We start from the raw sequence: 23053 nt of genomic DNA, 5'->3' as shown, positions 1-23053 counted from the left end.
CGCACCGGCGCCATCACCGAAGCCTGATGAAGGCCACACACAGACCTCCAATAAATGCTACCCCTGCGCCAAAGAGGAAGAGCGCAGGATAGCCGCTCGCCGCGATGATCGCGCCTGCAACTGCGGGGGCGATCACTCCGGGCGCCGAGCCCGCGGCGAGCAGGATCCCAAGATCCCGGCCTGCGGTCTTTTCGTCAGGCAGGACAAGGGTGGCGAGCTTCAGGTCCAGGACGAAGTAGCTGCCAAACATGAGGCCGGTTCCAAGGCCGAAGAGCAGGAAGATGGTCCAGCTATTCGAAAACGCCGGTAGCAACGTCACGACGCCCGCCAAGATGGAAACGGTAGCGACGATCATAACGGTTCGCTGGAATCGACTGGCCAACCACCCTGTCACGAGGGTGACGAAAAGCCAGGCAGCTGTCATGACGCTGGAGAAGATGCTGATCCCGGTGCTGAGGCTTCGATAGGGAAGCTGTCCTTGCCCCACATAATCCTGGAGCAGGAAGAATATATAGCCAGTTATGCTGAAGTAGCAGAGGAAAAGCAGCGCCCTTGATATCGCCGCGAGCGAGTAGTTGCGATGCGAGAAACTCGCAAATTGTGCCCGGCACCCCTTCCAACTGAAGGGTCGCCGTTCTTCTACCGGCAGTCCGAGAGAAGACGCTTCCGGTTCCACCAAAATAAAAGCACAGGTCAAAATGGTCAGTGGGACCGCAAGAAGCACATAGCCCATCATCGTCGTGGAAGCTATTGTCGCGATGTTGACGCCGACGAAAATTCCCACGGGCGCACCCAAGCCAATCGCTGCCGAAGCGAAGCTCAAATCATGTGCAGGAATTCGGTCGGGCAAAGCGGCCAGCAGTACGGACTGATAATAATTAAGTGTGAACCATAAAAGCGGCAGCAAGATCGTCAGTTGGACGATGGAGGTTGCGCTTCCGACCAAGGGCATCAAAGCGATGCTCGCGAATAAGGTTACGAGGAGGGACGGAGTCCGCTTTCCCCAGCGGGATCTCGTGCGATCAGAGACTGCGCCTCCAGCGAAAAGCGCAATGACCGATGCGATCGCCGCGATCGTGGAGAGGAATGCCAGTGTACCCACCTTGGCATCGGGGGCAAGTCTCGCAACAACCGGCGGCAGAAGAACATTCAAGATGCCCTGGAAAACAGCGATCAGAGAAGCGTATGCAAGGAATAGGAGAACCGCGAGACGTCGCGAACTCCGCATTCCTGACACGCCGGGGATATCCGCTTCCACACAGGTTTGTTCAACAGCCACTCCGTCCATCCTTCGTATCAGTCGACCGGTCCCCATTCCGACATTGCCATCGATCATAGCGGCCCGCTGACGAGGTTCGGCACATCTTCAAGGCCCCTGCTGCATTCGTGATGCAACGGGAATTCGGGCATACTGGCCGCCTAGTCAGCGTGGGGGCGGATTGCCACTTCAAAGCGGTAGGGCTTTTACCCTCGGCCTCCTGCTTCGACACGGCGGCCATATCGCCTGAGTAGATCCAGTGAAGAGGTTCCTCAGCCTCGGCTGAGGAACCGATCTCTATTCTGTGATCATATACTTTCAGATTGATGCGCACCGCTTATGCATGGCCGCGGCATCGAGCTCACATCTTATAGTTCAAGCTCACTCCAATAGTCCGGAACGAGTTTGGTCCAAAGCTCTGCCAATAGTTGCCCCCAAGCGCTGCGTCGCTTTGGCCGGAAGAACCGACATAAAAGGCAGACACCGGATCGGCGAAGATATAGCTTGGAACCCTCTTGTCGAAGAGATTACGGACGAAAGCGGAGATTGAAAGCTTGTCATCCGCTGTGTGAACCCCCGCCGACAAACCTGCGATCGCATTCGCGCGGACCCGAAGCTGGGGATCACGCGTCTGGCTGAAACTGAAGGCGCTACGGTGGTAAACATCGCCTTGCAGGAATCCAACCCAATTGCTGGACACAGGATGCTCATAACGCGCAGTAATCGTCGTGGTCCATTTTGGCGCGTTTTCTAGCTGGTTTCCGCTCACATCGGTCGTGCCGTTCGGCAAGCACACATTTGTGCCGCTAGTCCCCGCAGGCTGCCCGGTGTAGCAGGGCACACCGGAAAGGTTGCGGTATTCCGTCTCATTATATGTCGTACCACCACTGATCGTCAGCCCTTCGAACGGGAGAGCCGTGAATTCCAATTCCACCCCGCGGGACTTCAGCTGTCCTGCATTGAGGGTCGTGAACCCGGCCGCAGTTCCCGGCCGCTGTGCCTGGGTCTGAAAGCCATCGAATGTCGTGTCGAAAAGGGCGACGTTAAGACGAAGCTTGCGATCAAACAGCGTCGATTTGACGCCGACCTCAAAGCTCTTTGGAATTTCTGGAGCCACAGGCGACCCGGACAGTTGATCGAAGGTCGGTCCCTTATACCCTCTGGTATAAGTGAAGTAGGCAAGTACGTCCGGATTGATGCTATAGTCCAGGCCAACTCGATAAGAGAAGTTGTTCTTTTTGACTTGCCGATCGAACGATATGTCAGGCCCGTAAAGCCCAATCACTGCTGCGGGATTTGTTAGATCGATGCCGTAACGGATGTTGTCGTGAGTGTAACGGCCGCCAGCGGTGACGCGCAGGCTGTCGCTGATCTTATATTGCCCTTCGAAGAATCCAGCATAGCTCTTCGTTGGAGAAATGCCGTCCGCATAACCTCCGAAGTTGGAAAGTCCCGGAACCAGTATAGGAATCCCCAGATTTGCGCCTTGCAACAGATATTCCCGGGCGACGAGGTCCAAATAGAAGAGACCAACTTGGTAGCTGAAGCGTCCGTCGCTTGGCGATGTGAGCCGCAACTCTTCGGTAGTCTGGCGCCGCGTAAGTCCACCGGTATTGACGTTGAAAAGATCTGCGGTGGTGGTGTCCGTATCGATGGAGGTACGCATGCGCGATCGCCGATGGGCCAGCACGTTGGTCAACGTGTACCCTCCGCCAATGTCCCACTCTGCCTTCAGAGACACACCGTATACAGTGGAATCGTTCGTGTTCCGGACGTCACTGGCCAACAGCGTATTGTTTGGCGACGCAACGATCCCGTTTGCCGCATCGATGCTCTCGATCAACCCGCCTCGCGCATTAAATCGCCGCACAAGCACGCCCTCACCCGGACCATTCGAATGCTGATAGTCGCCGGCAATTGTCAGACGCAACGCGTCACTAGGTTCCCATAGAATCTTTAGCCGACCGCCATATGCGGTATTTCCCAAATTCTGGCGGAGGGCGATGTCTTTCGTAAATGCATCTTGGCGGGTCACGAAGGCAGAAAGCCGGAGAGCGGCATTAGAGCTAAGCGGCGTGTTGCCTGCAACTTGCAAGGTTGCAAGATTGCCCGAGCCAGGCGCGGTCGTGTCGCCATAAAGAATATTGGCCAGAAATTCCGACTGATTTAGTCGCGGCTGCGCCGTAACGATGTTGATCAGGCCGGCCGCTGCGTTCTTGCCGAACAGCATACCCTGCGGCCCACGCAGTACTTCAACGCGATCAAGATCGAAGAACTGCACATTACCGAGCTGAGGACGGCTCATCACGACATCATCGATTACGATGCCAACACTTTGCTCAATCTGCGGCCCGAACACGGATGTTCCGACGCCACGGATCGTGAAATTGACAGCACCTGCCTGCTGATTGGTCGATCGCGTCTGCAAGCTCGGGGTCAGATTGACTAGCTGATAGGCGTTGAGAACTTGATGCTGTTCCAGTGACTCCGCCGATGCGACGCTGACGGCGACTGGCACAGTCTGCGCGCTCTCGCTGCGGCGGCGAGCCGTTACGATGATGTCCTTCAGCCCTTGGCCCGATGCCTCAACCTGCGCACCTGTTGGCGCAGAATTAGCAGACGCCGCGACGGATTGCGCGATCTGCGGATTCGGATCACCAACAGCGTCCTGTGCCTGTGCATATGTCGAAAAAGCAGGCATCGCGACCAAGCTGGCAACGGTACCAAGCAAACAACCCCTCAAGTGCATCCTATCTCTCCTAGAATGGGACTGTCATGCTGCCCCCCAGCAGCATGCCCCTTCTGACCATTTTATAAATGGAATTTGAATTTCGTCAATTTATATTTTGGAACGAAATGTTTGTTTTACGGGTGGACAGGTCCAACCGCCTCTGGTTGTGCAGCGTCTATAAGAGAGGACGAAAAGCAACGGCGCCTCCCGCTTTTGAGCGAGCGCGATCTCATCCTGTGTCAGGCGGGGCCGATCCGATACACTCGCAGCCCGACCTAACCGTACATGACGCCCCGAAGGCTTAATCAGCGCGGCGCCATCCGGATTGCACCATCCAGTCGGATCACTTCGCCATTCAACATGGGATTGCGGATTATGCTTTCCACCAGCTGCGCATATTCGGTCGGCTTCCCCAAGCGGCTAGGATGCGGCACCTGCGCACCCAAAGCATCCTGAACCGTCTGGGGAAAGGACTCCAGCATCGGCGTCAGGAAGATACCAGGAGCGATCGTCATTACTCGGATCTTATGCTGGGCGAGGTCGCGCGCGATCGGAAGGGTCATGCCGACCACCCCGCCTTTCGACGCGCTATAGGCTGCCTGGCCGATCTGCCCGTCATAGGCGGCGACCGACGCGGTGTTTACGATGACGCCTCTTTCGCCGTCAATCTCGTCCGCCGCAGCGAGCCGGGCGGAGAATTTGGCGATGACATTGAAGCTGCCGATCAGATTGGCCGTCACCGTCCTGACAAAAATGTCCAGCGGATGCGGCGCATTTTCGCTGCCTACTGTCTTTACAGCCGGAGCGATACCAGCGCAGTTGACGAGGATGCGCGCCACGCCATGCGCACGCTCGGCAGCTTCCAGAGCAGCCGTTACGCTGGCGTCGTCGGCGATGTTGGCTGCGACGAAAATACCGCCCAAGGCTTCGGCAGTTGCCCGTCCCGCTTCCTCGTTCAAATCGAAAATTGCAACCTTTGCGCCCTGCTCGGCCAGCATATGCGCCGTCGCCTTCCCCAATCCGGACGCGCCGCCCGTGACGACGGCGGCCATTCCATTGATGTCCATGCTCAATCTCTTAATTCTATCGGTTGTTAATCGCGTGTCGCGCCCACCACTCTCCAGGCCCATGGGATCATGCAATGTGGTTTGCAGAAGCCGGGCCAAGACGCCTCTCCATGAAGCGTCCGATCTGGAAACGTCAGCTGTTTGCCTGTCGCTGTTTGGCGACTTCCTCATTTCGGAGCAGGAAACGCTGTAGCTTGCCGCTTGGCGTCTTGGGCAAGGACTCCACAAATGCGATCTCGCGCGGGTAGGCGTGGGCGGACAACCGCGTTTTTACATAGCGCTGGATCGAAGACGCCAAATCCGGGTCTTCCGCCCTATAGCCCTGGTTCAATACGATGAACGCCTTGATAATTTCTGTCCGTTCAGGATCGGGCTTACCGATCACTGCGGACTCCATCACCGCCTCATGTTCGAGCAGCGCGCTCTCGACGTCGAACGGGCCAACACGGTAGCCAGAGGTGGTGATGACATCATCGGCCCGACCGATAAATGAGATGCTTCCATCTTCATTCTGCTCCACCGTGTCACCGCTCATATAATAGTCGCCGACGAACGCCGCGGTTTCCCGTCCCAGATAGCCGGAAAACCACATCATTGGCGATGCCTTGCGGTCCAGCGCGAGTATCCCCGGCTCTCCTTTAGGCAGTTCCTCTCCTTCGGGCGAGCAGACGACGACGCGGTGCCCAGGCGAAGCAAAACCAGCCGATCCGATATGGACCGGATGATCGATGCCGTGATGATTGCAGAGCACCATGCCGATCTCGGTCTGCCCATAATGGTCATAGATGGGGGCATGTAAATGCTCGCCGAACCAACGAATGATCTCGGGGTTGAGCGGTTCGCCCGCGCTGCTGACGGCGCGAAGCTGGTCTTTCACTCGCTCGGCTTTTTCCGGGCCGCCAGCGAGCAGCAGCCGGTAAGCTGTTGGTGATCCCGCGACATTGGTGATGCCTAGGTCGGCGATTGTGTCATAGGCATCGTCGACGTCGAAACCGCGCTGGTTGAACGTCGTGGCAATGCCGAGCGCAAGCGGGCCGGTCACAGCGTAATAGAGGCCATAGGCCCAGCCCGGATCGGCAAAGTTCCAGAAACGGTCATCTGGGCGCAATCCCACCGCATCGCGCATATAGGCGGCGAAGGCAGCAATCGCCCTCACCGGAACCAGCAAAGGCTTGGCAGGTCCGGTGGTTCCAGAGGTGAACATGATGAGAAAGGGATCGTCCAAGCCACAAGGCACAGCAGGATGACCTTCCTTCTCGCCTTCGATCATGCTCCAGAAGTCGCGCTGGGCGCTTGCTTCTCCGGCCCCCACCACAATCTGCGCGATCGACGGGGGAACATCGGCGATCTTGGAAAGATTATCCTGATCGGCCACGATCAAGCGAGCGTTGGCCACCTCAAGCCGATATTCGATCGCCTTGGACCCGAAGGCCGTAAACAAAGGCTGGTAGACCGCTCCGAGCCGCCAGGTCGCCAGGATCAGGATCAGCAGTTCGGGCGAACGCGGCAGCAGTCCGGCCACCCGGTCGCCTTTGCTCACACCCAAAGATGCCAGCGCGGCCGCGAGCCTCGCGCTATCATGGGCCAGCCGCGCGAACGTCCACTCCTGCGTAACCCCATCAAGCCCGCGATGACGCAACGCGACCCGCGATTTGTCCGCCGCGTGCCGGTCGCAACATATCACCGCCGCATTGGTATGGCCGGTCTCGTCAAAATCCAACACTGCCAGCGCCTGCGACAAATCGAACGTGGAACCATTGCTGCTGGGCAGGCCCTTATATTGTGCCCCGTCGTCCATGAAGGACCTCCTCAACGAGAATATCGTGTCTTCAATCGACACAGCTTTTACGTATTTACTGCCGGTATGGCGTTTCAGCCGTGGACGGTTCGGGCCAGCAACTTCTTGAGGCGCTGCCCAACCACCTCTGTGGCCTCGGCCGCAGCTGGAACCAGTGCGGACAGATTGGGGAAACCATGGGTCAGATTGTCGAACTCCACCAATTCGACATCGACGCCCGCCTCTCGCAACCGATCAGTATAGGCGACGGCTTCGTCGCGGAGCGGATCGACCTCCAGCACGACGATGACCGCAGGCGGTGCCGCATCCAACCGTTCGGAGGTGATTGGCGAAAGGCGGGGATCCGCTGGATCATGCTCACCGCAATAATCCTTCATCATCTGAGGCAGCGTTCCCGTGCGAAGCGTCGGATCTGCATTGGCGATCCGGGAAGGATAATTCGCCGATTCCTTTCGCAAATCGACCGCCGGGAAGAAAAGCAATTGAGCGTCGAAATTCTCGCTACCCGTTCCTGCAAATTCCAGGGCCACTGCGGTCGCCAGATTTGCTCCGGCGCTCTCTCCCGCAATTACTACCGGGTTTCCGGCACCCCCGAGTTCAGCCGCATGCTCTATGGTCCAACGCGCAGCGGCCAAGCAATCATTGAACCCGGCGGGAAAGGGATTTTCAGGAGCGAGCCGATAACCACTTGCCACGACAACCATCGAGAGGTTTCGCGCAAGCCGCCGCGCCAACGGCTCGATGAATTCGATGCTGCCGAACGCCCAACCGCCACCGTGCAGAAGATGCAATGTTCCGGTAGGAGCTGCCAGGGGGCGAATGATGCGAAGCGGTACCGGCCCGTCCTCGCCATCAATAGCCACATTCTCCACCGACGCAGCGTCGATGGGACCGTCCGGCCCGTAGAAGAGCGGTATCAAAGCTTCCATATCGCGGCGCATTACTTCGTGGTCGATCTTGTCGGACGTGGGCAAGGGAAGTTGCGCTACGATCTGCTGCAATACGGGGTCTAAGGCCATATCAGTATCTCCTTCATTGTGCTTTCTTCAGCGGTCCGCAGAGCGGGCCAGCTTGACGACCGACCCGCTGCGAGCCGACTGGTCGGCGGCTTCGGCAAGGATGAGCGCTTTGATGCCGTCGCTTTCATCGGCGACGGGCGTTGCCTTGCCCTCGATGATGTCGGCAAAGTGCTCGACCTCGATGGCGTAGGCTTCGGCGTAACGATCGAGGAAGAAATTCTGGAAGCAGTCCGACCGTGCGCCCCCCTCAGTCCAGGTCTGGACGCTGCTTTCCAGCTTGTTCTCGGCCCGGATCATGCCCTTCGACCCGAAGGCTTCGATGCGTTGGTCATAGCCATAGCCGCTGCGGCGGCTGTTGGAGATGACGCAGATCTTGCCGCTGACCGTGCGCAGCAGGATTTTGGCGGTGTCGAAATCGCCCGCCGCGCCAATTTCAGGATCGATCAGCACAGCGCCCGAAGCAAAGACGCTTTCGATCTCTTCATCCAGCAGCCAGCTGGCCATGTCGAAATCATGGATCGACATGTCCTTGAAGATGCCGCCCGATACAGCGACATAGGATGCGGGCGGCGGCGCTGGATCGTGACTGATGATGTGCAGCGTCTCGAGCGCGCCGATCTCGCCCTGCTTCAAGCGTCGCTGCAGGCTGGCGAAGCTGGGATCGAACCGCCGGTTAAAGCCCAGCAGGACGTGCCTGTCGCTCCCGGCGACTGCCTGCTGGACACGCGCGGCGCGGCCCGCATCCTGGTCCAGCGGCTTTTCACAAAAGACGTGCTTTCCAGCGCGGATGGATTCCAGCGTATATTCTAGATGGGTGTCAGTCGCGCTTGCGATTACGACGCCGCTGATCGCAGGGTCGGCCCAAACTTCGTCCACCGTCGATACGCGGGCGCCGTAGCGCTCGGCCAGTTCTTCCGCCCCACCGAACGGATCAACGATGCGCGACAACGTCAAGCGAGGATTGGCGGCGATGTTCGCAGCGTGGATCTTGCCAATCCTGCCAGCGCCAATCAGAGCGATTTGAGACATGGAATACCTTTCCTAAAACAGGATATTGTTGTTTACGCGCTGAAACAGAGCGCTCATTTTCTCTATTGGCGGGCTTTCGCCAGCTCATCCTCCATCATCTCGCGCAGCCGGGCCTTCTGCACCTTTCCGGATACGGTCATGGGAAAACTATCGATGAAGCGAACGTAGCGCGGCACCTTATGATGGGCCACGCGCTCCCGGCAGAATGTGATGATCGATTCAGCATCTTCCTGCTCGCCGTGGCGGAGCTTCACGCAGGCCATTACCTCTTCGCCGAACCGATCGTCCATGATGCCGACGACCTGCACGTCCAGCACGGATGGGTGGAGGTAAAGCAGCTCTTCCAGTTCGCGCGGATAGATATTCTCGCCGCCGCGAATGATCATATCCTTGATCCGCCCCACGATCCGCGCATAGCCCGCGTCATCGATGGTCGCCAGATCACCGGTGTGCATCCAGCCGTCGCGGACTGCCTCCGCGGTCCTTTCAGGATCGCCCCAATAGCCAAGCATCACGGAATAACCGCGAACGCAGAGTTCGCCCGGCTCCCCGCGCGCGACAATCTCGCCGGTTTCGGGATGCACGATCTTGGCTTCAATATGGGGCTGAATGCGCCCGATCGTGGCGACCCTGGCTTCGACCGGATCGTCCAGCGAGGTCTGAAAGCTCAACGGGCTGGTTTCAGTCATGCCGTAGCCGATGCCGATGTCCCGCATGTGCATCCGCGTCATCACCTTGCGCATCAGTTCTTCTGGACAGGGCGAGCCTGCCATCAACCCGGTCCGCAAGGAGGACAGATCGAAGTGCGAGAATTCAGGATGCTCCAGTTCCGCGATGAACATCGTGGGCACACCGTGCAATATCGTGCAGCGTTCTGCTTCCACGGCTTCCAGCACCGCGAGCGGATCGAAGCCTGGTGAGGGATAGACCATGGTGACGCCATGGAGCATGCTCATAAGGTTGCCCATCACCATGCCAAAGCAATGGTAAAGCGGCACCGCTATGCAAATGCGGTCCCCTGGCACTAGGCCCATCTCACGGCCACACATGAACGCGTTGTTGAGAATGTTGTGGTGCGAAAGGGTCACGCCTTTTGGCGCCCCTGTGGTTCCACTGGTAAACTGGATGTTGATCGGATCGTCCGCCTTCAGCGTTGCAGCGACGCCGATGAGTTCCGCTTCCGAATCTGCCGTCCGCAGGTCCGCAACCTCTTTAAAATCCAACCAGCCCGGGCGCGGATCGCCGCCGATCTTGATGGCATAGCGGAACGCTGGAAGGCCAACCGACACAATCTCTCCCGGTTGCCCGCCAAAGTGCGTGACGAACGTCTCCGTCATGGCCAGATAATCACTGGTCTTGAACGAGGCCGCGCAGATCAGCGCCGTCACTTCCACCTTGGCCAGCGTATATTCCAACTCCGCGACGCGATAGGCCGGGTTGATATTGACCAGGATCATACCCGCACGGGCAGTCGCCAGCTGCGCGATGGTCCATTCGGCGCAGTTAGGCGCCCATATGCCAACCCGGTCTCCCGGCCTCACCCCCAACGCCAGCAGGCCTGCGGCAAAGTCATCCGTGGCGGCCTTCAGTTCCGACCAGCTGTAGCGATCATTACCGTGCCGTGCGACGAGCGCATCCTCATCGGGCCAGCGCTGTCCGGCGCGGTCGAGCGCTTCGCCGATCGTATCGTCACGCAAGCAAGGTTGCGAAGCTCCGACAACTTGGCTGAGTTCTTGCGTGGTCATGAGAAGCTGCTCACCTGATTGCCGACCCGGCGTGAACCGGGCCGACGGAAACATCATTTCATCGTCGGGATCATAAAGGCATCGGACAGCGACGATCCCGAAGCGGCACCCGATGCGTTCGGCCAGCGCTGCGTCACGGTCTTCACCTTCGTCCAGAAACGGACGCCCTCTTCGCCATGCTGGTTATGGTCGCCAAAGCCCGAGCGCTTCCAACCGCCAAAGCTGTGATAGGCGACCGGCACCGGTATCGGCACGTTGATACCAACCATGCCGACATTCACCCGCGCGGCAAATTCCCGTGCGGCGTGACCATTGCGCGTGAAGATGGCAACGCCATTGCCATATTGATGGCTGGACGGGAGAGCCAGCGCGTCTTCAAAGCTGTCGGCCCGCACCATCTGCAACACGGGGCCGAAAATCTCCTCCCGGTAAGCGCTCATGCCCGGCGTCACATGATCGAACAGGGTCGGGCCGACGAAAAAGCCGTCCTCATGCCCCTGAAGCGAGAAGCCGCGCCCATCGACGACCAACTCCGCGCCCTCATCCACACCGGTCTGAATCCACTGTTCGATGCGCGCCTTGTGCTGCGCGGTCACCACAGGACCATAATGCGCCTCCGCATCGGTGGAGACGCCTACGCGCAGAGCCTCGATGGCGGGGATCAGCTTCGCCTTCAGCCGCTCGGCTGTGTCCTGCCCAACCGGAACCACGACCGGCAAAGCCATGCAGCGCTCGCCCGCCGACCCAAAGGCCGCTCCGCAAAGATCAGCTACCGTCTGGTCGAGATCGGCGTCGGGCATGACGATGCCGTGGTTCTTGGCGCCGCCCATCGCTTGGACGCGCTTGCCGTTGTCGACGCCGCGCTTGTAGACATAATGGGCGATGTCGGAGGAGCCGACGAAGCTGACCGCGCTGATCGCCGGATGATCAAGGATGGCATCCACCATTTCCTTGTCACCCTGAACGACCTGGAAAATGCCCGCAGGCAGCCCGGCCTCCATAAAAAGTTCCGCCAGGCGGATCGGAACGGACGGATCGCGTTCCGAGGGCTTCAGGATGAAGGCGTTGCCGCAGGCCATCGCGACGGCGCTCATCCAAAGCGGGATCATCGCCGGGAAATTGAAGGGGGTGATCCCTGCGCCGATGCCGATGGGCTGGCGCATCGAATAGACGTCGATCCCGGGGCCTGCGCCCTGCGTATGTTCACCCTTAAGCAAATGAGGAATGCCGCAAGCGAACTCCACGACATCAAGGCCGCGCTGAATGTCGCCCTTGGCGTCGGCGACCACCTTGCCATGTTCGGACGCCAGCAGGCGGGCAAGTTCGTCCATGTCGCGTTCGACCAGCCGCTTGAACTCGAACATGACGCGAGCCCGACGCTGAGGATTGACGGCCGCCCATGCGGGCTGCGCCGCTTGAGCGGCATCGACCGCCTGCTGCAATTCGCTGGCGGTTCCCAGCCCCACGCGCGCCTGCACCTGTCCGCAATTCGGGTCGAACACATCACTGGTGCGAGACGCGGTAGCAGTCACCGCACGCCCCCCGATGAAGTGGGGAATGTTTCGCGTTTCGGCTTCTACGGTCATGGTCAAATCTTCCTCATCATCTTTGCACAACGCCGTCGCGTAGATTGAGGGCGGGGATGCTCCCTGCCCTCACGGGCGCCCAGCCGCCGCCATGGATAAAGTGCAGATCTCCACCGGCGGGGCTGGACAGGCGATAGACGTCAAAACTTTTGGTTCACTTCGCTCGGCAAGCAGACGAACGAAGGCAGCAACTCATTCTCCCGTGTCAGGCCCTGACGGCGCGCCGCGCGCGATCCACTCATGCGCGGGGTCATTGGCGAACACCCAGTCGCGACGTGGGCCAGCCATGACGTTCAGATAATAAAGGTCGTAGCCGTGCGGCGCGCCGACGGGATGGTAGCCGCGCGGCACCTGCACCACGTCACCATCTTCGACGGCCATGGTCTCGTCGATCGAGCGGTCGTCGGTATAGACCCGCTGAAAGGCAAAGCCCTGCGGCGGCGACAGGCGGTGATAATAGGTTTCCTCAAGGAAGGTTTCCTGCGGCCAGGCGTCTCGATCATGCTTGTGCGGCGGATAGCTCGACCAATGACCGCCGGGAGTGATGACTTCCACGACCAGCAGGCTTTCCGCATCGCCAGCATCATCCAGGATGTTGCGTACGAAACGCTGATTTGTGCCCTCCCCCCGCGTTTCCAACCTTACGTCTTCGGGCGCGATGACACGCGGACGACGGTTGCCACCGCCCGGAGCAGTGCAGATCGCGACTTCCGCATCGCTCGCTGCCCGGATGCTGTAGAAGGTTCCTGCGGGGACATAGGCCGAGGTCGCAGGTCCTGCGAATACATCAGCCCGCCCACCAATCCGCTCGAAGCACTCCTCTCCGGCGGTCACATCAACGATGCCGGACAGGATGACCAGGCATGCTTCGCGGCCCTCTTCACCCCCATCATGGACTTGCCCTGCGGCGAGACGGACAATCTTGAAGCCAACATAGCGCCATCCAGCGCTTTCCGGCGTGATGTCGAGCACCACGCCCTGCGCATCGGGTTCGTGGCTGCGAACCTTGAGGCTCATGCCGCCAGCCCTACTTCAGCCGCAATATTCCGCAGCGTGCGAAGGCCAAGCTGCTGATAGGTATAGGGATTGGCGACGGCCGGATCCTGCTCAGCCTCGATGACGATCCAGCCATCATAGCCAACGCTAGCGAGAGCACCGAGGAACGGCTCATAATCATAAATGCCATCACCCGGTGCGGTGAACATGCCGCTGACCACGCCATCAAGGAAGCTCGCGCCGCCAGCCCGGAGGCGATTGTACCGGTTCCGCCGCACATCCTTGCAATGGACGTGGCTCACCCGCTCGGGCCGTTCGCTTATGACCTTCAGCGGATCGATGCCGCCGCAAAGAGAATGACCCGTGTCGAGCGTCAGGCCGACATGATCGCTCGTAACTTCGAAGAAGCGCCGCAATTCATCGCCTGTCTCCACCACCGTGCCCAGATGATGATGATAGGCAAAACGCAGCCCGCGCTCATTCACATAGGCGGCGACCGCGTTCAGCCGCGCTCCAAACTGTTCCCACGCCTGATCGTCGATCCGGGGATGGGCGTCCAGCGGCCGGGAGCGATCGCAGTGGATGGCGTTGGATGTTTCAGCGGCGATGAAAACCTGCGACCCCATCGCCTCCAGCAGGGCGAGGTGATCGGCCATCGCCTCGATCTCGGCTTCGGCGTCCCGGACCAGCAGATTGGTGGAATACCAGCCGCCGATGATGTCCAGCCCGTGGGAGGTCATGATGGGCTTAAGGGTGGCGGCATCCCGCGGGAACTTGCAGCCAAGTTCCACCCCCTCGAAACCGATCTGCCGCGCCTCGTTCAACAGCGTGTCCAGCGTGATGTCGCCCCCAAGTTCGGGCATGTCGTCATTCGCCCAGGCGATCGGGCTTACGCCCCAGCGTATCGTCATGGCATTTGCCTCTTCTTCATATCCTCATAGCGGGCACGCGCCTCAACGACTTCCGCTCGCGAAGACACCTGCGGCACCGCGACATCCCACCAGTGCCCCCCCGATTGCGTCGTGATTGCGGGGTCGGTTTCCAGCACGATGACATAGCTGCTGCTTGACGCGGCGGCGCGACCCAGCGCCTCTTCCAGCGCCGCGATCCCCGACACCTTTTCCGCCTGCGCGCCAAGGCTGCGGGCATGGGCGGCGAAATCGACAGGCGGCAGAACCTCTTGCCTGGAATCCGCGAGCAGGTTGTTGAACGGCCTGCCGCCAGTCGCCTGTTGCAAGCGGTTGATGCAGCCATAACCGCCATTGTCCAGCAGCACGACGGTGATCTTCATCCCCAGCATGACCGAAGTCGCGAGCTCGGAATTGAGCATCAAATAGCTGCCATCGCCAACGAGTACGAAGACCTCCCGGCTGGGATCGGCCATCTTGACGCCCAGGCCACCCGCAATCTCATAGCCCATGCAGGAAAAGCCATATTCGACATGATAGCCGCCCGGCTTGCGGACACGCCACAGCTTGTGCAGTTCACCCGGCAGGCCCCCGGCGGCGCAGACCACCACGGCGTTTTCGGAGGCATTGCGGGTAACCGCGCCGATGACCTGCGCATCGGAAGGCAGCGCGTCCGATGGCGCCATGACAGCATCCGCCGCATGGTTCCATTCGGCCCGCGCGGTTTCGTTAGCCTGCTCCCAAGCCTGTGGCACACGCCACTTGCCCAGCGATAATGCCAGCTCCTCTATCACTTCACGCGCATCACCCACGACGCTCTTGGCCCCATGCTTGTGCGCATCGTGCGCGGCCACATTGACCTGGAACAGTTGGGCCGGGAACAGCGTGCGCGATCCGGTGGTGAAATCCTGCAACCGGGTGCCAAGGCCAATCACGAGATCAGCGTCCCGCGCCGCGCGATTGGCGGCGCCGGTGCCGGTAACGCCGATCGATCCCAGCGCCTGAGCGTGGCTGGCGACCAGACTGCCCTTGCCCGCCTGAGTTTCCGCGACCGGAATGCCGGTGGCTTGCGCCAGCGCCGCCAGCGCCTCTTCAGCCCGGGAATAAAGAACACCGCCCCCCGCGACGATCAGCGGCCGCTGCGCCGCGCGGATTGCCTGCACCAGCGCACTGAACTCGCCCACGTCCGGATGAAGACGCCGCTGCCGCCACACGCGCGGCTCAAGGAAGCTGACCGGGCAGTCGAAAGCCTCCGCCTGAACATCCTGGCACAGCGACAGCGTGACGGGGCCGCACCGTGCCGGGTCCGTCATCACCGCCATGGCACGCGGCGCGGCGTCCAATATCTGTTCGGGCCGGGTGATGCGGTCGAAATAGCGGCTGACCGGGCGAAAGCAGTCGCTTGCGCTCGCCGTTCCGTCACCAAAATCCTCGATCTGCTGAAGCACCGGATCGGGCAGGCGACTGCCATAGACGTCACCGGGCAGGAACAGCACCGGCAGACGGTTCACATGCGCGAGCGCGGCGGCGGTCACCATATTCGTGGCGCCCGGCCCGATCGAAGTAGTGCACGCCATCACGCGCTGGCGGCGGTTGGCCTTGGCAAAGGCGATGGCGGCATGCGCCATCCCCTGCTCATTATGCGCGCGATAGGTGGGAAGGGCGTCGCCGATCTCCGCCAGCGCCTCTCCCACGCCCGCGACATTGCCATGTCCGAAGATCGCCCACACCCCTGCGAAGAAGGGTTGTTCTGTGCCCTCAATGTCGACGCGTTGCGCCGCCATCCACCGGACGAGCGCCTGCGCCATCGTCAGCCTGATGGTTTCTCCGCTCATGATGCTGGGTCCTGCCTTGCGTCGCGCCATGCCCGCGCCAGCACGCTGAAGCTGGCCGCCATCTCAGCAATGACCATGTGATCGTCAATCTCGTCCTTGAACCAACGCATGGCGGGCTCCACCCATATGGTGCGGCCAACGGCAAAGCCCTTGACCATCGGACTGTTGGCCGCTGCGGCAAAGCCGGCCAGCAGCGACTTTTCATCAGATGCCAGCCCCAGCAGCAATATGCCCCGGCAATAGGGGTCGTTCGCCGCTATGACCTTTTCAATCGCCGTCCAGGTGGCAGGATCGACCGCCGGTTCCAGCTTCCACCAATCGGGATAAACGCCCAAGCCGTAGATGTGTTCGATCACCCGCGCCAGGGTATCAGTGCCGACCGGGCCGTGCTTGGACGCAATGACTTCCAGCAACAGCTCATGACGGGTGGCCCGGCATGCTTCGAACAGGCTCAATATCTGCCGATCCTGTTCGGCGCAAAGGTCCGCCGGATCGTCGGGATGATAGAAGACCAGACATTTGACGACATGGTCGAGTGGCCAGTCGGCAAGGATCGTCGCGGCTTCCCGCCCACCTTCGAACCGCAGCGGCCTCGATCCCGGCAGCTCGATCGGACGGCCGATCCAGTAGCGGCCACCAGCGGCCTTCTCCAGCGCGGAGCGACCATAGCGCCCGTCAGCAAGCAGGCCGAAGCCGTCTTCGCCCTCCGCAACCTGAGCCATGGCGCGCAACGCCAGTTCCTTGAACTCGGTCACGCGATCCAGATTGTTGGTACCAAGCTCTTCGACTAGCTCATCGAACTGGGCGCGATGGTCGATCGCCAGCACAGTCAGCTTGTCATAGCCGGTCAGACGATTGGTCGCCCAATGGACATGTTCCAGCGCCGCGCTGTCGCGTAACCGCAGCGGCCAGTCATTGCGGGAGAGAAACACGCGCAGTTCCTCGGCGCTCGGCTGGGCCGGAGCGCAGCCATGGCGTGACACCACGATGGCGCCGCACGCATTGCCATAGGTGCAACACTGCTCAATGCTTTCGTCGCGCAGCCAGCCGCGAAGGAACCCAGCCATGAACGCGTCCCCCGCGCCCAATACGTTGAAAACCTCGATCGCAAAGCCCTTGCCGACAACACCTTGATCCAACTGATCGGGCACCGCCGCCGGGAAAGCGACGCATCCATCGGGACCTCGCTTGCACACCAGAAGCGCGCCGCTGTTCTCGCGGATCTTGCGCAAGGCGGCGACCGTGTCGGTCGTTCCGCCCAGGATATGGATTTCCTCTTCCGTTCCGACGATCAGATCGCACAACGGCAGGATTTGCTGCAGCTGCTGTGTGACCTGCTCGCTGGAAACGAAACGGTCCTCGCCATTATCCTTCGTTGCCAGCCCCCACAGAACCGGGCGGTAATCAATGTCGAAGACGACGCGCCCGCCCGCATCCTTTATCGCCCGCACTGCCTTTAGCGTCGCGGCCCGGACATTCGGCTGCGACAGATGGGTGCCATTGATCAGCAGCGCCCGGGCAGACGCCACATAGCCAGGATCGATATCCTCCTCACACAACGCCATGTCGGCGCAATTTTCACGATAGAAAATCAGCGGGAATCTTTCCGGATCGCGGATGCCCAGAATGACGAGCGCCGTCAGCCGTTCCGGATCATCGACGACGCCCGCAACGTCAACGCCCTCCGCCTCCAGCTGATGGCGGATGAAACGCCCCATATGATCCGAACCAACCCGGGTAATGATGCCGGTATTCAACCCCAGCCGCGCCGCGCCAATGGCGCTGTTCGTCGGACTGCCGCCCACATATTTGGCGAAAGAGCCCATATCCTCGAGCAGGCCGCCGACCTGCTCACCATACAGGTCCACCCCCGATCGGCCGAGAGTGATGAGCTCCAGAGCGCGCACGCTGTTCGCGGCGCGGTTCATTGCTCATCCCCGCTGTGGATCGCGTCATCTGGCAAACTATCCCGGGCGTCAATCCCCTCCAAAATATCAGCAACAATCCCGCGGCTGCGGAACTGAAGCGACAGGCGCTCCATATCGGTCAGCGACTGGATCATGGATACGAAAACAACGTCATTCTGCGGATCGATCCAGAACCAGGAACCGGCCGCACCGTCCCAGAAATATGTATCACGCCCGAGGCGCACGCCCGCCTTCTGCGGATCGGTGATCACGACGCCATTATAGGCATATTCATAGCCGGGACGCAGCAAGTGTGGCGCCGTACCGAACGCGCCCGTCAGCAAATGGGCGGGCGTATGACTGCGCATCATCAAAGCAGCGGCTTCGCGGCTTATGATCCGTTGCCCTTCCAGCGCACCCTGCCCCAGCAGCATGCGTCCAAAACGCAGATAGTCGGCCGCGGTGGACACCAAGCCCCCTCCCCCCGAAGCCATCAGGGGAATGCTGTCATAGGGCAGAACCACATCGCGCGGTGATAGACCTGCGATAGTGTCATATTCCAGCCGCTCGGCATTTCTGTCCAGCTCCACCAGCGTATCGCCCGCCAAGGAATAGAGCGTGGCCAGCCTATGCCACTTTTCTTCCGGAACGATGAAATCGGTGTCGATCATCCCGAGCGGCTCGAAAATGCGCTGCCGCATGAAGTCGCGAAGGCTCATGCCACTCAGGCGTTCGACGATGATGCCCTGTATGTCCATCGACGCGCCGTAGCGCCAGCCAGCGCCGGGCTGAAATGCCAGCGGTACCCGCGCCAGCCGCGCCAGATACTCGTCTGTGCTTACATCATGCGGAATAGTCGGGACCTGCTCCGCGCGGAAAAGAATGTCGATTGGCTCGCTGGTAAACCCATAGGTGAAACCGGCCTGATGGGTCATCAGATGTTCCATCGTCGGCGGTGTAGCGGCGGGAACGAGAACAGGTGCGTCTGCGGTCGCACCATCCTCCATAACCTGTAGATGGGCCAGTTCCGGAAGATGATCAGCAATCAGGTCGGATGGCGACCATTTGCCTTCGTCCCAAAGGATCATCATCGCAACCGCCGTCACCGGCTTGGTCATCGAGTAGATCCTGAAGATGCCGTCCGCCCGCATAGTTTCACGTGCAGCCACATCCCGCCACCCTGTCGCGCTGGCGTGGGCGGCGGCACCGCGATGCCAGGCCGCCGTCACCCCACCACTTAGTAGGCTCCGTCCTACAGCGTTTTCAAAAAGGGTATCCACGGGCCGCCAATCCGCGATTTGGGCAGCTCCAACTTCCTCCGCAAAATCAGCGCCCGCGCCAACCGGCTGCCCCACCATACCTCTCCTATGGAAATTACATTCCACGGTATATCTGGTCAGAACATTCTGTGCAAGCACTCAAATCGATGGTGCAGAGCTTTTTGAAGGCTGTTGCGCGGAGGCGGCCTCATCGCGACGCGCGGCCGTACCGATGGCAAGTGATTGCGCGAGACACATGCATGCTGCCAGGGAACGAAATCCCCGCACCTCCGATTCGCGGACCTGGAGGATCAGGTCAGCGTCCTTGGCTATCGGACCAATGACGCTGTCGGTAATGGCCACCACCGGACATTTTCCCTTCGCTATCTCCACTAGGCTCAATGTCTCATGGCTATAGGGTGAAAAGCTGATAGCCAGCATCAGATCACCAGCACGAAGGCCGCCGACCTGCTGGATCTGCAAACCTGCCAGGCCGTCCACCAGCACTGTCCGTTTTCCCGCCTGTCCCAACATATAGGCAAGATAGGAGGCCACAGGAAAGGAACGGCGGAACCCGGCAATGAATATGGTCTCTGCTTCATGAAGCATTTTTATCGCTTCGGACAATTCGCGCGAACCAACCGCGTGATTGAGATTCTCCAAAGCCAGGATGTTGCCCTGCACGAACTCCGACAACAGCTCACGAGGTCCCTCCGGCTCGCCGGAAGCTGCATATCGATGCTGGCGGATGCGCTCGGCATAGCCAACCGAGCGATCTTCGCGCAGTAAGCCGTCGCGGACCAGGCGCTGCATTGGGCTGGCGCCGGAAAAGCCAAAAGCCTGGGCGAAGCGAACGATAGCAGATGGCTGCACGTTGCTGCGCTCCGCGACTACTGCGAGGGTTTCGAACGCGATGTCATTGGGCTCGTCCAGAATATGCCGGGCTATCCGCTGAAGACGGTCGCTCAGTTCATCATAGCGCGCTCGGATCGTTTCAAGAAACTCCTCCAACTCGCGTGGCTGTGCTATTTTTTCTGGCATAGATGCCCTTCCCCCTTGAGTGTCAGCATTGGACCGGCCTGGGGTGGCATATGGTTCAGTCCCCACTTTGATCCTCGTTTGGAATTTACATTCTTTGGCGTAAAAAACAATTCCAGCTTTTTTAACGGGCAGATACAGAGCAGCTTTAACGCTCCTGTATTTCATTAGGCACGATCCTGCTGCCGTTTCGTTCACGACGTGGGACATCTCGGCTCAGGTCGCCACAGGCGAATCGCATGGCTCACCGGAGATGAAAATCTGATAATCTTAGAATTTGGAAATTCGTTGCTGGCAATGTGACATTTCAGATCTGATGCTCATTTGCCGGAAGTGCATATACCAATTTGAAATAGCGATATTTTTCCGTCCGCCGGACTGGATGATAAATTCTAGAAGACCGATACGGCGAATGGTATTTCCATTGTCTGGCTTTGTGCTATCATCATTCCAATGCCGAGACGTAGGCCAACAGCGATCGGCATCCAGGAGAGGAATGGGGATGAATAAAATCGGAGGATTTGCAGCGCTGGGTTTCCGGGCGGTGTTGCTGGCCACCTGTGCGGTATTGCCTGTTCAGGGCTTTGCTCAAACGAGTTCGGGAACGGGAACTGCTGGGCCAAACGGCTTGTCTGATATCGTCGTTACGGCGCGCAAGACAGAAGAACGCCTGCAAGACGTTCCTGTCGCCATCACCGCTCTTAGCAACGAAGACCTGGAAAGCCGGTCCATGGCGGACCTGCGTGATGTCGGTCGGTTCACGCCAAACATATATTTCTCCAATATCGGCGCAGCAAGTCCGCATCAGGCAGCAGTGTTCATTCGCGGCATCGGACAAGCCGAAGGTATGATTACCGGGGACCCCGGTGTCGGCATCTATGTGGACGGCGTCTATTATGGCCGCTCGCAGGGCGGCGTCATGGACCTGCTCGATTTGGAACGCGTGGAAGTGCTGCGTGGTCCCCAAGGCACCCTGTTCGGCAAGAACACCATCGGCGGCGCCATCAATATCGTGAGCCGCGCGCCGGTCGGCGACGGTTCAGGCCAATTGGCGCTGACGGCCGGCAATTATGGCCGCATCGATGCCGGAGGTTCGGTGGATATCGGACTTGCAGACGGTCTCGCGGTCAAGGTCAGCGCCCTTTCGCGCAATCGCGGGTGCCTCTATAATCGTCCGAGCGACCGGGCCTGCTATGGCGACATCTCCATCCAATCGGGCCGAACTTTCCTGCGGTACAAGCCGGAAGGCGCCTTTACAGCCGATCTCATCCTCGATGTGACGCGCAGCCGCCAGCATTCCCTGCCCCACGGCATCATCGCCTATAACCCCGACGCGGCGGGAATTCAGGACTATAATGCCAGAGTGCTCGCCGGCACGGCGCCTGGGCCGCAATTGCTGAACAGAAATCCGGAAATTGCGTCGAGCAATCCCTATGCGACCGAAGGCAACCAGCCGACGGACTCCACCCTCAACGGGTTCGGCGCATCCCTGCACCTCCAATATGAACTTGGCGGCGCGACGCTGCATTCCATTTCGGCCTTCCGACGGGTAAGTGCGCGCTCGATTGAAAATTCCGACGGGTCGCGAGCGGAATATGCCGAAGTGCCCAGCTTCACCAAGGCCAGGCAATTCACGCAGGAATTCCGCCTGGACGGCAAGGCCTTTGGTGATCGTCTCGATTATGTAGCGGGCATCTATTATTTCTGGGAGAAGGGTTCGACCTTCGAATCCGTACTGGCCCCCTACGTGTTCGATGGCTTAGGCGGGACTGGCGGATGGGAGCATGACAACCGCCAGACGTCGAAATCATACGCTGGCTTCCTCCACACAAGTTTCGAAGTCACGGACGCACTGCGGGTTACCGCCGACATTCGTTATACGAAGGACAAGAAGCTGTTCACTGGCGGTCGCAAGTCAATCAATTCTGCCACATTCGACCAGGTTCCGTTGACGACTACCCCCGCGAGCTGGGGCGTATGGACTCCGAAATTCGGCCTGGATTACAAGGTTAGCCCTGACGCGCTGATCTATGCCTCGGCATCACGCGGCTACCGGTCGGGTGGGTTTAATGGTCGTGCAGAAACGATTCTCGCGGTCAGCACACCCTATAACCCCGAATATGTGTGGAGCTACGAACTCGGCCTCAAATCGCAATTCCTCGACAATCGCGTCCGGCTGAACCTGGCGGCGTTCAAGTCCGACTATAAGGACCGGCAGCAGACAATCCTGCGGTTCGTGCCTGGTACAACCACATTCGCGCCTGTCGTCGCGAACGCGGCCAGCGTCGATGTTAAGGGGTTTGAAGCCGAATTGACAGCGATCCTCACACCGGAACTCCAGATCGAGGGCAATGTCGGCTATACCGACGCCAAGTTCACTGACATTGATCCGTCTGTCACGGACATCACGCTTGATAGTGTCGTGACGTTCGTTCCCAAATGGACAGCTTCATTGGGTGTACAATATACTATCCCAGCACCATCGATGAATGGCGAAATCATCGCGCGTGTGGATTACTCCTATCGTGACAAGGTAGCGTTCAATCCGACACCGACAAGCTATAATACGCAAAATGCAATAAGCCTGGTAAACGTCCGAATCTCCTATAAGTCGGAAAATGATGACTGGGAGATTTCTGGCTACATCCGGAACATTACCAATAAGCGGTATAAGCTTTGGGCCAATGATTTGTATAATTCCGCCTTCGGAATCGCATTCGCTTGGTGGAGCGACCCTAGGGAATACGGCGTTACTGTGAAACGCAGTTTCTAATTCGTTCAAGAGACGCCGTTACACTACTTTATGGTTAGCGTTGCGCGCGCCCCGCATCAAGCAGTCTGCACGCAACGCCAATAACAATTTTGCCTTGGTGAAGT

The 23053-nt window shown here is 59.5% G+C and carries 15 protein-coding genes; 1 reads left to right on the top strand and 14 read right to left on the bottom strand.

The genetic code is table 11. The annotated features are described in order from the left end of the window. Nucleotides 1-13 precede the first annotated feature (13 nt). From ACZ5ZH_RS15790 to ACZ5ZH_RS15725, 14 genes are all read right to left on the bottom strand, one after another. Entirely contained in the window at nt 14-1279 is a 1266-nt protein-coding gene (locus ACZ5ZH_RS15790) for an MFS transporter (RefSeq protein ID WP_460988281.1), read from the bottom strand. A 340-nt stretch (nt 1280-1619) separates the two neighbouring features. After that, entirely contained in the window at nt 1620-3989 is a 2370-nt protein-coding gene (locus ACZ5ZH_RS15785; protein ID WP_464775228.1) for a TonB-dependent receptor, read from the bottom strand. Nucleotides 3990-4294: 305 nt separating this feature from the next. Then, nucleotides 4295-5056: an SDR family NAD(P)-dependent oxidoreductase gene (locus ACZ5ZH_RS15780; protein ID WP_464772952.1), complete on the bottom strand. Its 762-nt coding sequence runs from the start codon at nt 5054-5056 to the stop codon at nt 4295-4297. A gap of 133 nt (nt 5057-5189) precedes the next feature. Continuing rightward, a complete protein-coding gene (locus ACZ5ZH_RS15775) occupies nt 5190-6854 on the bottom strand; it encodes an AMP-binding protein (RefSeq protein WP_464772951.1) in 1665 nt (554 codons plus the stop codon). A 74-nt stretch (nt 6855-6928) separates the two neighbouring features. Next, a complete protein-coding gene (locus ACZ5ZH_RS15770; RefSeq protein ID WP_464772950.1) occupies nt 6929-7873 on the bottom strand; it encodes an alpha/beta hydrolase in 945 nt (314 codons plus the stop codon). 27 nt (nt 7874-7900) lie between these two features. Continuing rightward, nucleotides 7901-8902 carry an inositol 2-dehydrogenase gene (iolG, locus tag ACZ5ZH_RS15765; RefSeq protein ID WP_464772949.1) on the bottom strand — a complete coding sequence of 334 codons (1002 nt, stop codon included), beginning with the start codon at nt 8900-8902 and terminating at the stop codon, nt 7901-7903. A 62-nt stretch (nt 8903-8964) separates the two neighbouring features. After that, a complete protein-coding gene (locus ACZ5ZH_RS15760) occupies nt 8965-10599 on the bottom strand; it encodes an AMP-binding protein (RefSeq protein ID WP_464772948.1) in 1635 nt (544 codons plus the stop codon). Nucleotides 10600-10700: 101 nt separating this feature from the next. Next, complete coding sequence (locus ACZ5ZH_RS15755) at nt 10701-12233, bottom strand: CoA-acylating methylmalonate-semialdehyde dehydrogenase (RefSeq protein WP_460988289.1); 1533 nt, start codon at nt 12231-12233, stop codon at nt 10701-10703. A 192-nt stretch (nt 12234-12425) separates the two neighbouring features. After that, a complete protein-coding gene (gene iolB, locus ACZ5ZH_RS15750) occupies nt 12426-13250 on the bottom strand; it encodes a 5-deoxy-glucuronate isomerase (protein WP_460988290.1) in 825 nt (274 codons plus the stop codon). Beyond that, a complete protein-coding gene (gene iolE / locus ACZ5ZH_RS15745; RefSeq protein ID WP_460988291.1) occupies nt 13247-14140 on the bottom strand; it encodes a myo-inosose-2 dehydratase in 894 nt (297 codons plus the stop codon). The genes iolB and iolE overlap by 4 nt, the downstream gene beginning before the upstream one ends. Beyond that, the gene (iolD, locus tag ACZ5ZH_RS15740; protein WP_460988292.1) at nt 14137-15972 is read right to left on the bottom strand and encodes a 3D-(3,5/4)-trihydroxycyclohexane-1,2-dione acylhydrolase (decyclizing); all 1836 of its coding nucleotides are present in this window, start codon (nt 15970-15972) and stop codon (nt 14137-14139) included. Before iolD ends, iolE begins: the two co-directional genes overlap by 4 nt. After that, on the bottom strand, nt 15969-17900 hold the full coding sequence (locus ACZ5ZH_RS15735; protein ID WP_464772947.1) for a bifunctional 5-dehydro-2-deoxygluconokinase/5-dehydro-2-deoxyphosphogluconate aldolase: 1932 nt from the start codon (nt 17898-17900) through the stop codon (nt 15969-15971). Before ACZ5ZH_RS15735 ends, iolD begins: the two co-directional genes overlap by 4 nt. After that, a complete protein-coding gene (locus ACZ5ZH_RS15730; RefSeq protein ID WP_464772946.1) occupies nt 17897-19237 on the bottom strand; it encodes a serine hydrolase domain-containing protein in 1341 nt (446 codons plus the stop codon). Before ACZ5ZH_RS15730 ends, ACZ5ZH_RS15735 begins: the two co-directional genes overlap by 4 nt. A 60-nt stretch (nt 19238-19297) precedes the next feature. Next, complete coding sequence (locus ACZ5ZH_RS15725; protein ID WP_460988297.1) at nt 19298-20344, bottom strand: MurR/RpiR family transcriptional regulator; 1047 nt, start codon at nt 20342-20344, stop codon at nt 19298-19300. 334 nt (nt 20345-20678) lie between these two features. Between ACZ5ZH_RS15725 and ACZ5ZH_RS15720 the strand changes: the two genes are divergently transcribed. After that, on the top strand, nt 20679-22949 hold the full coding sequence (locus ACZ5ZH_RS15720; RefSeq protein ID WP_464772945.1) for a TonB-dependent receptor: 2271 nt from the start codon (nt 20679-20681) through the stop codon (nt 22947-22949). Nucleotides 22950-23053 lie beyond the last annotated feature (104 nt).

This window comes from Sphingobium sp. TomMM7A (genome assembly GCF_055397305.1).
This window is presented reverse-complemented; position numbering and strand designations above follow the sequence as displayed.

Coding starts and splice junctions, on each gene's coding strand:
- ACZ5ZH_RS15780 (WP_464772952.1), bottom strand. CDS start 5,056: ATGGACATCAATGGAATGGCCGCCGTCGTCACGGGCGGCGCGTCCGGA.
- ACZ5ZH_RS15775 (WP_464772951.1), bottom strand. CDS start 6,854: ATGGACGACGGGGCACAATATAAGGGCCTGCCCAGCAGCAATGGTTCC.
- ACZ5ZH_RS15770 (WP_464772950.1), bottom strand. CDS start 7,873: ATGGCCTTAGACCCCGTATTGCAGCAGATCGTAGCGCAACTTCCCTTG.
- iolG (WP_464772949.1), bottom strand. CDS start 8,902: ATGTCTCAAATCGCTCTGATTGGCGCTGGCAGGATTGGCAAGATCCAC.
- ACZ5ZH_RS15755 (WP_460988289.1), bottom strand. CDS start 12,233: ATGACCGTAGAAGCCGAAACGCGAAACATTCCCCACTTCATCGGGGGG.
- iolB (WP_460988290.1), bottom strand. CDS start 13,250: ATGAGCCTCAAGGTTCGCAGCCACGAACCCGATGCGCAGGGCGTGGTG.
- iolE (WP_460988291.1), bottom strand. CDS start 14,140: ATGACGATACGCTGGGGCGTAAGCCCGATCGCCTGGGCGAATGACGAC.
- iolD (WP_460988292.1), bottom strand. CDS start 15,972: ATGAGCGGAGAAACCATCAGGCTGACGATGGCGCAGGCGCTCGTCCGG.
- ACZ5ZH_RS15735 (WP_464772947.1), bottom strand. CDS start 17,900: ATGAACCGCGCCGCGAACAGCGTGCGCGCTCTGGAGCTCATCACTCTC.
- ACZ5ZH_RS15730 (WP_464772946.1), bottom strand. CDS start 19,237: ATGGTGGGGCAGCCGGTTGGCGCGGGCGCTGATTTTGCGGAGGAAGTT.
- ACZ5ZH_RS15725 (WP_460988297.1), bottom strand. CDS start 20,344: ATGAAATACAGGAGCGTTAAAGCTGCTCTGTATCTGCCCGTTAAAAAA.
- ACZ5ZH_RS15720 (WP_464772945.1), top strand. CDS start 20,679: ATGAATAAAATCGGAGGATTTGCAGCGCTGGGTTTCCGGGCGGTGTTG.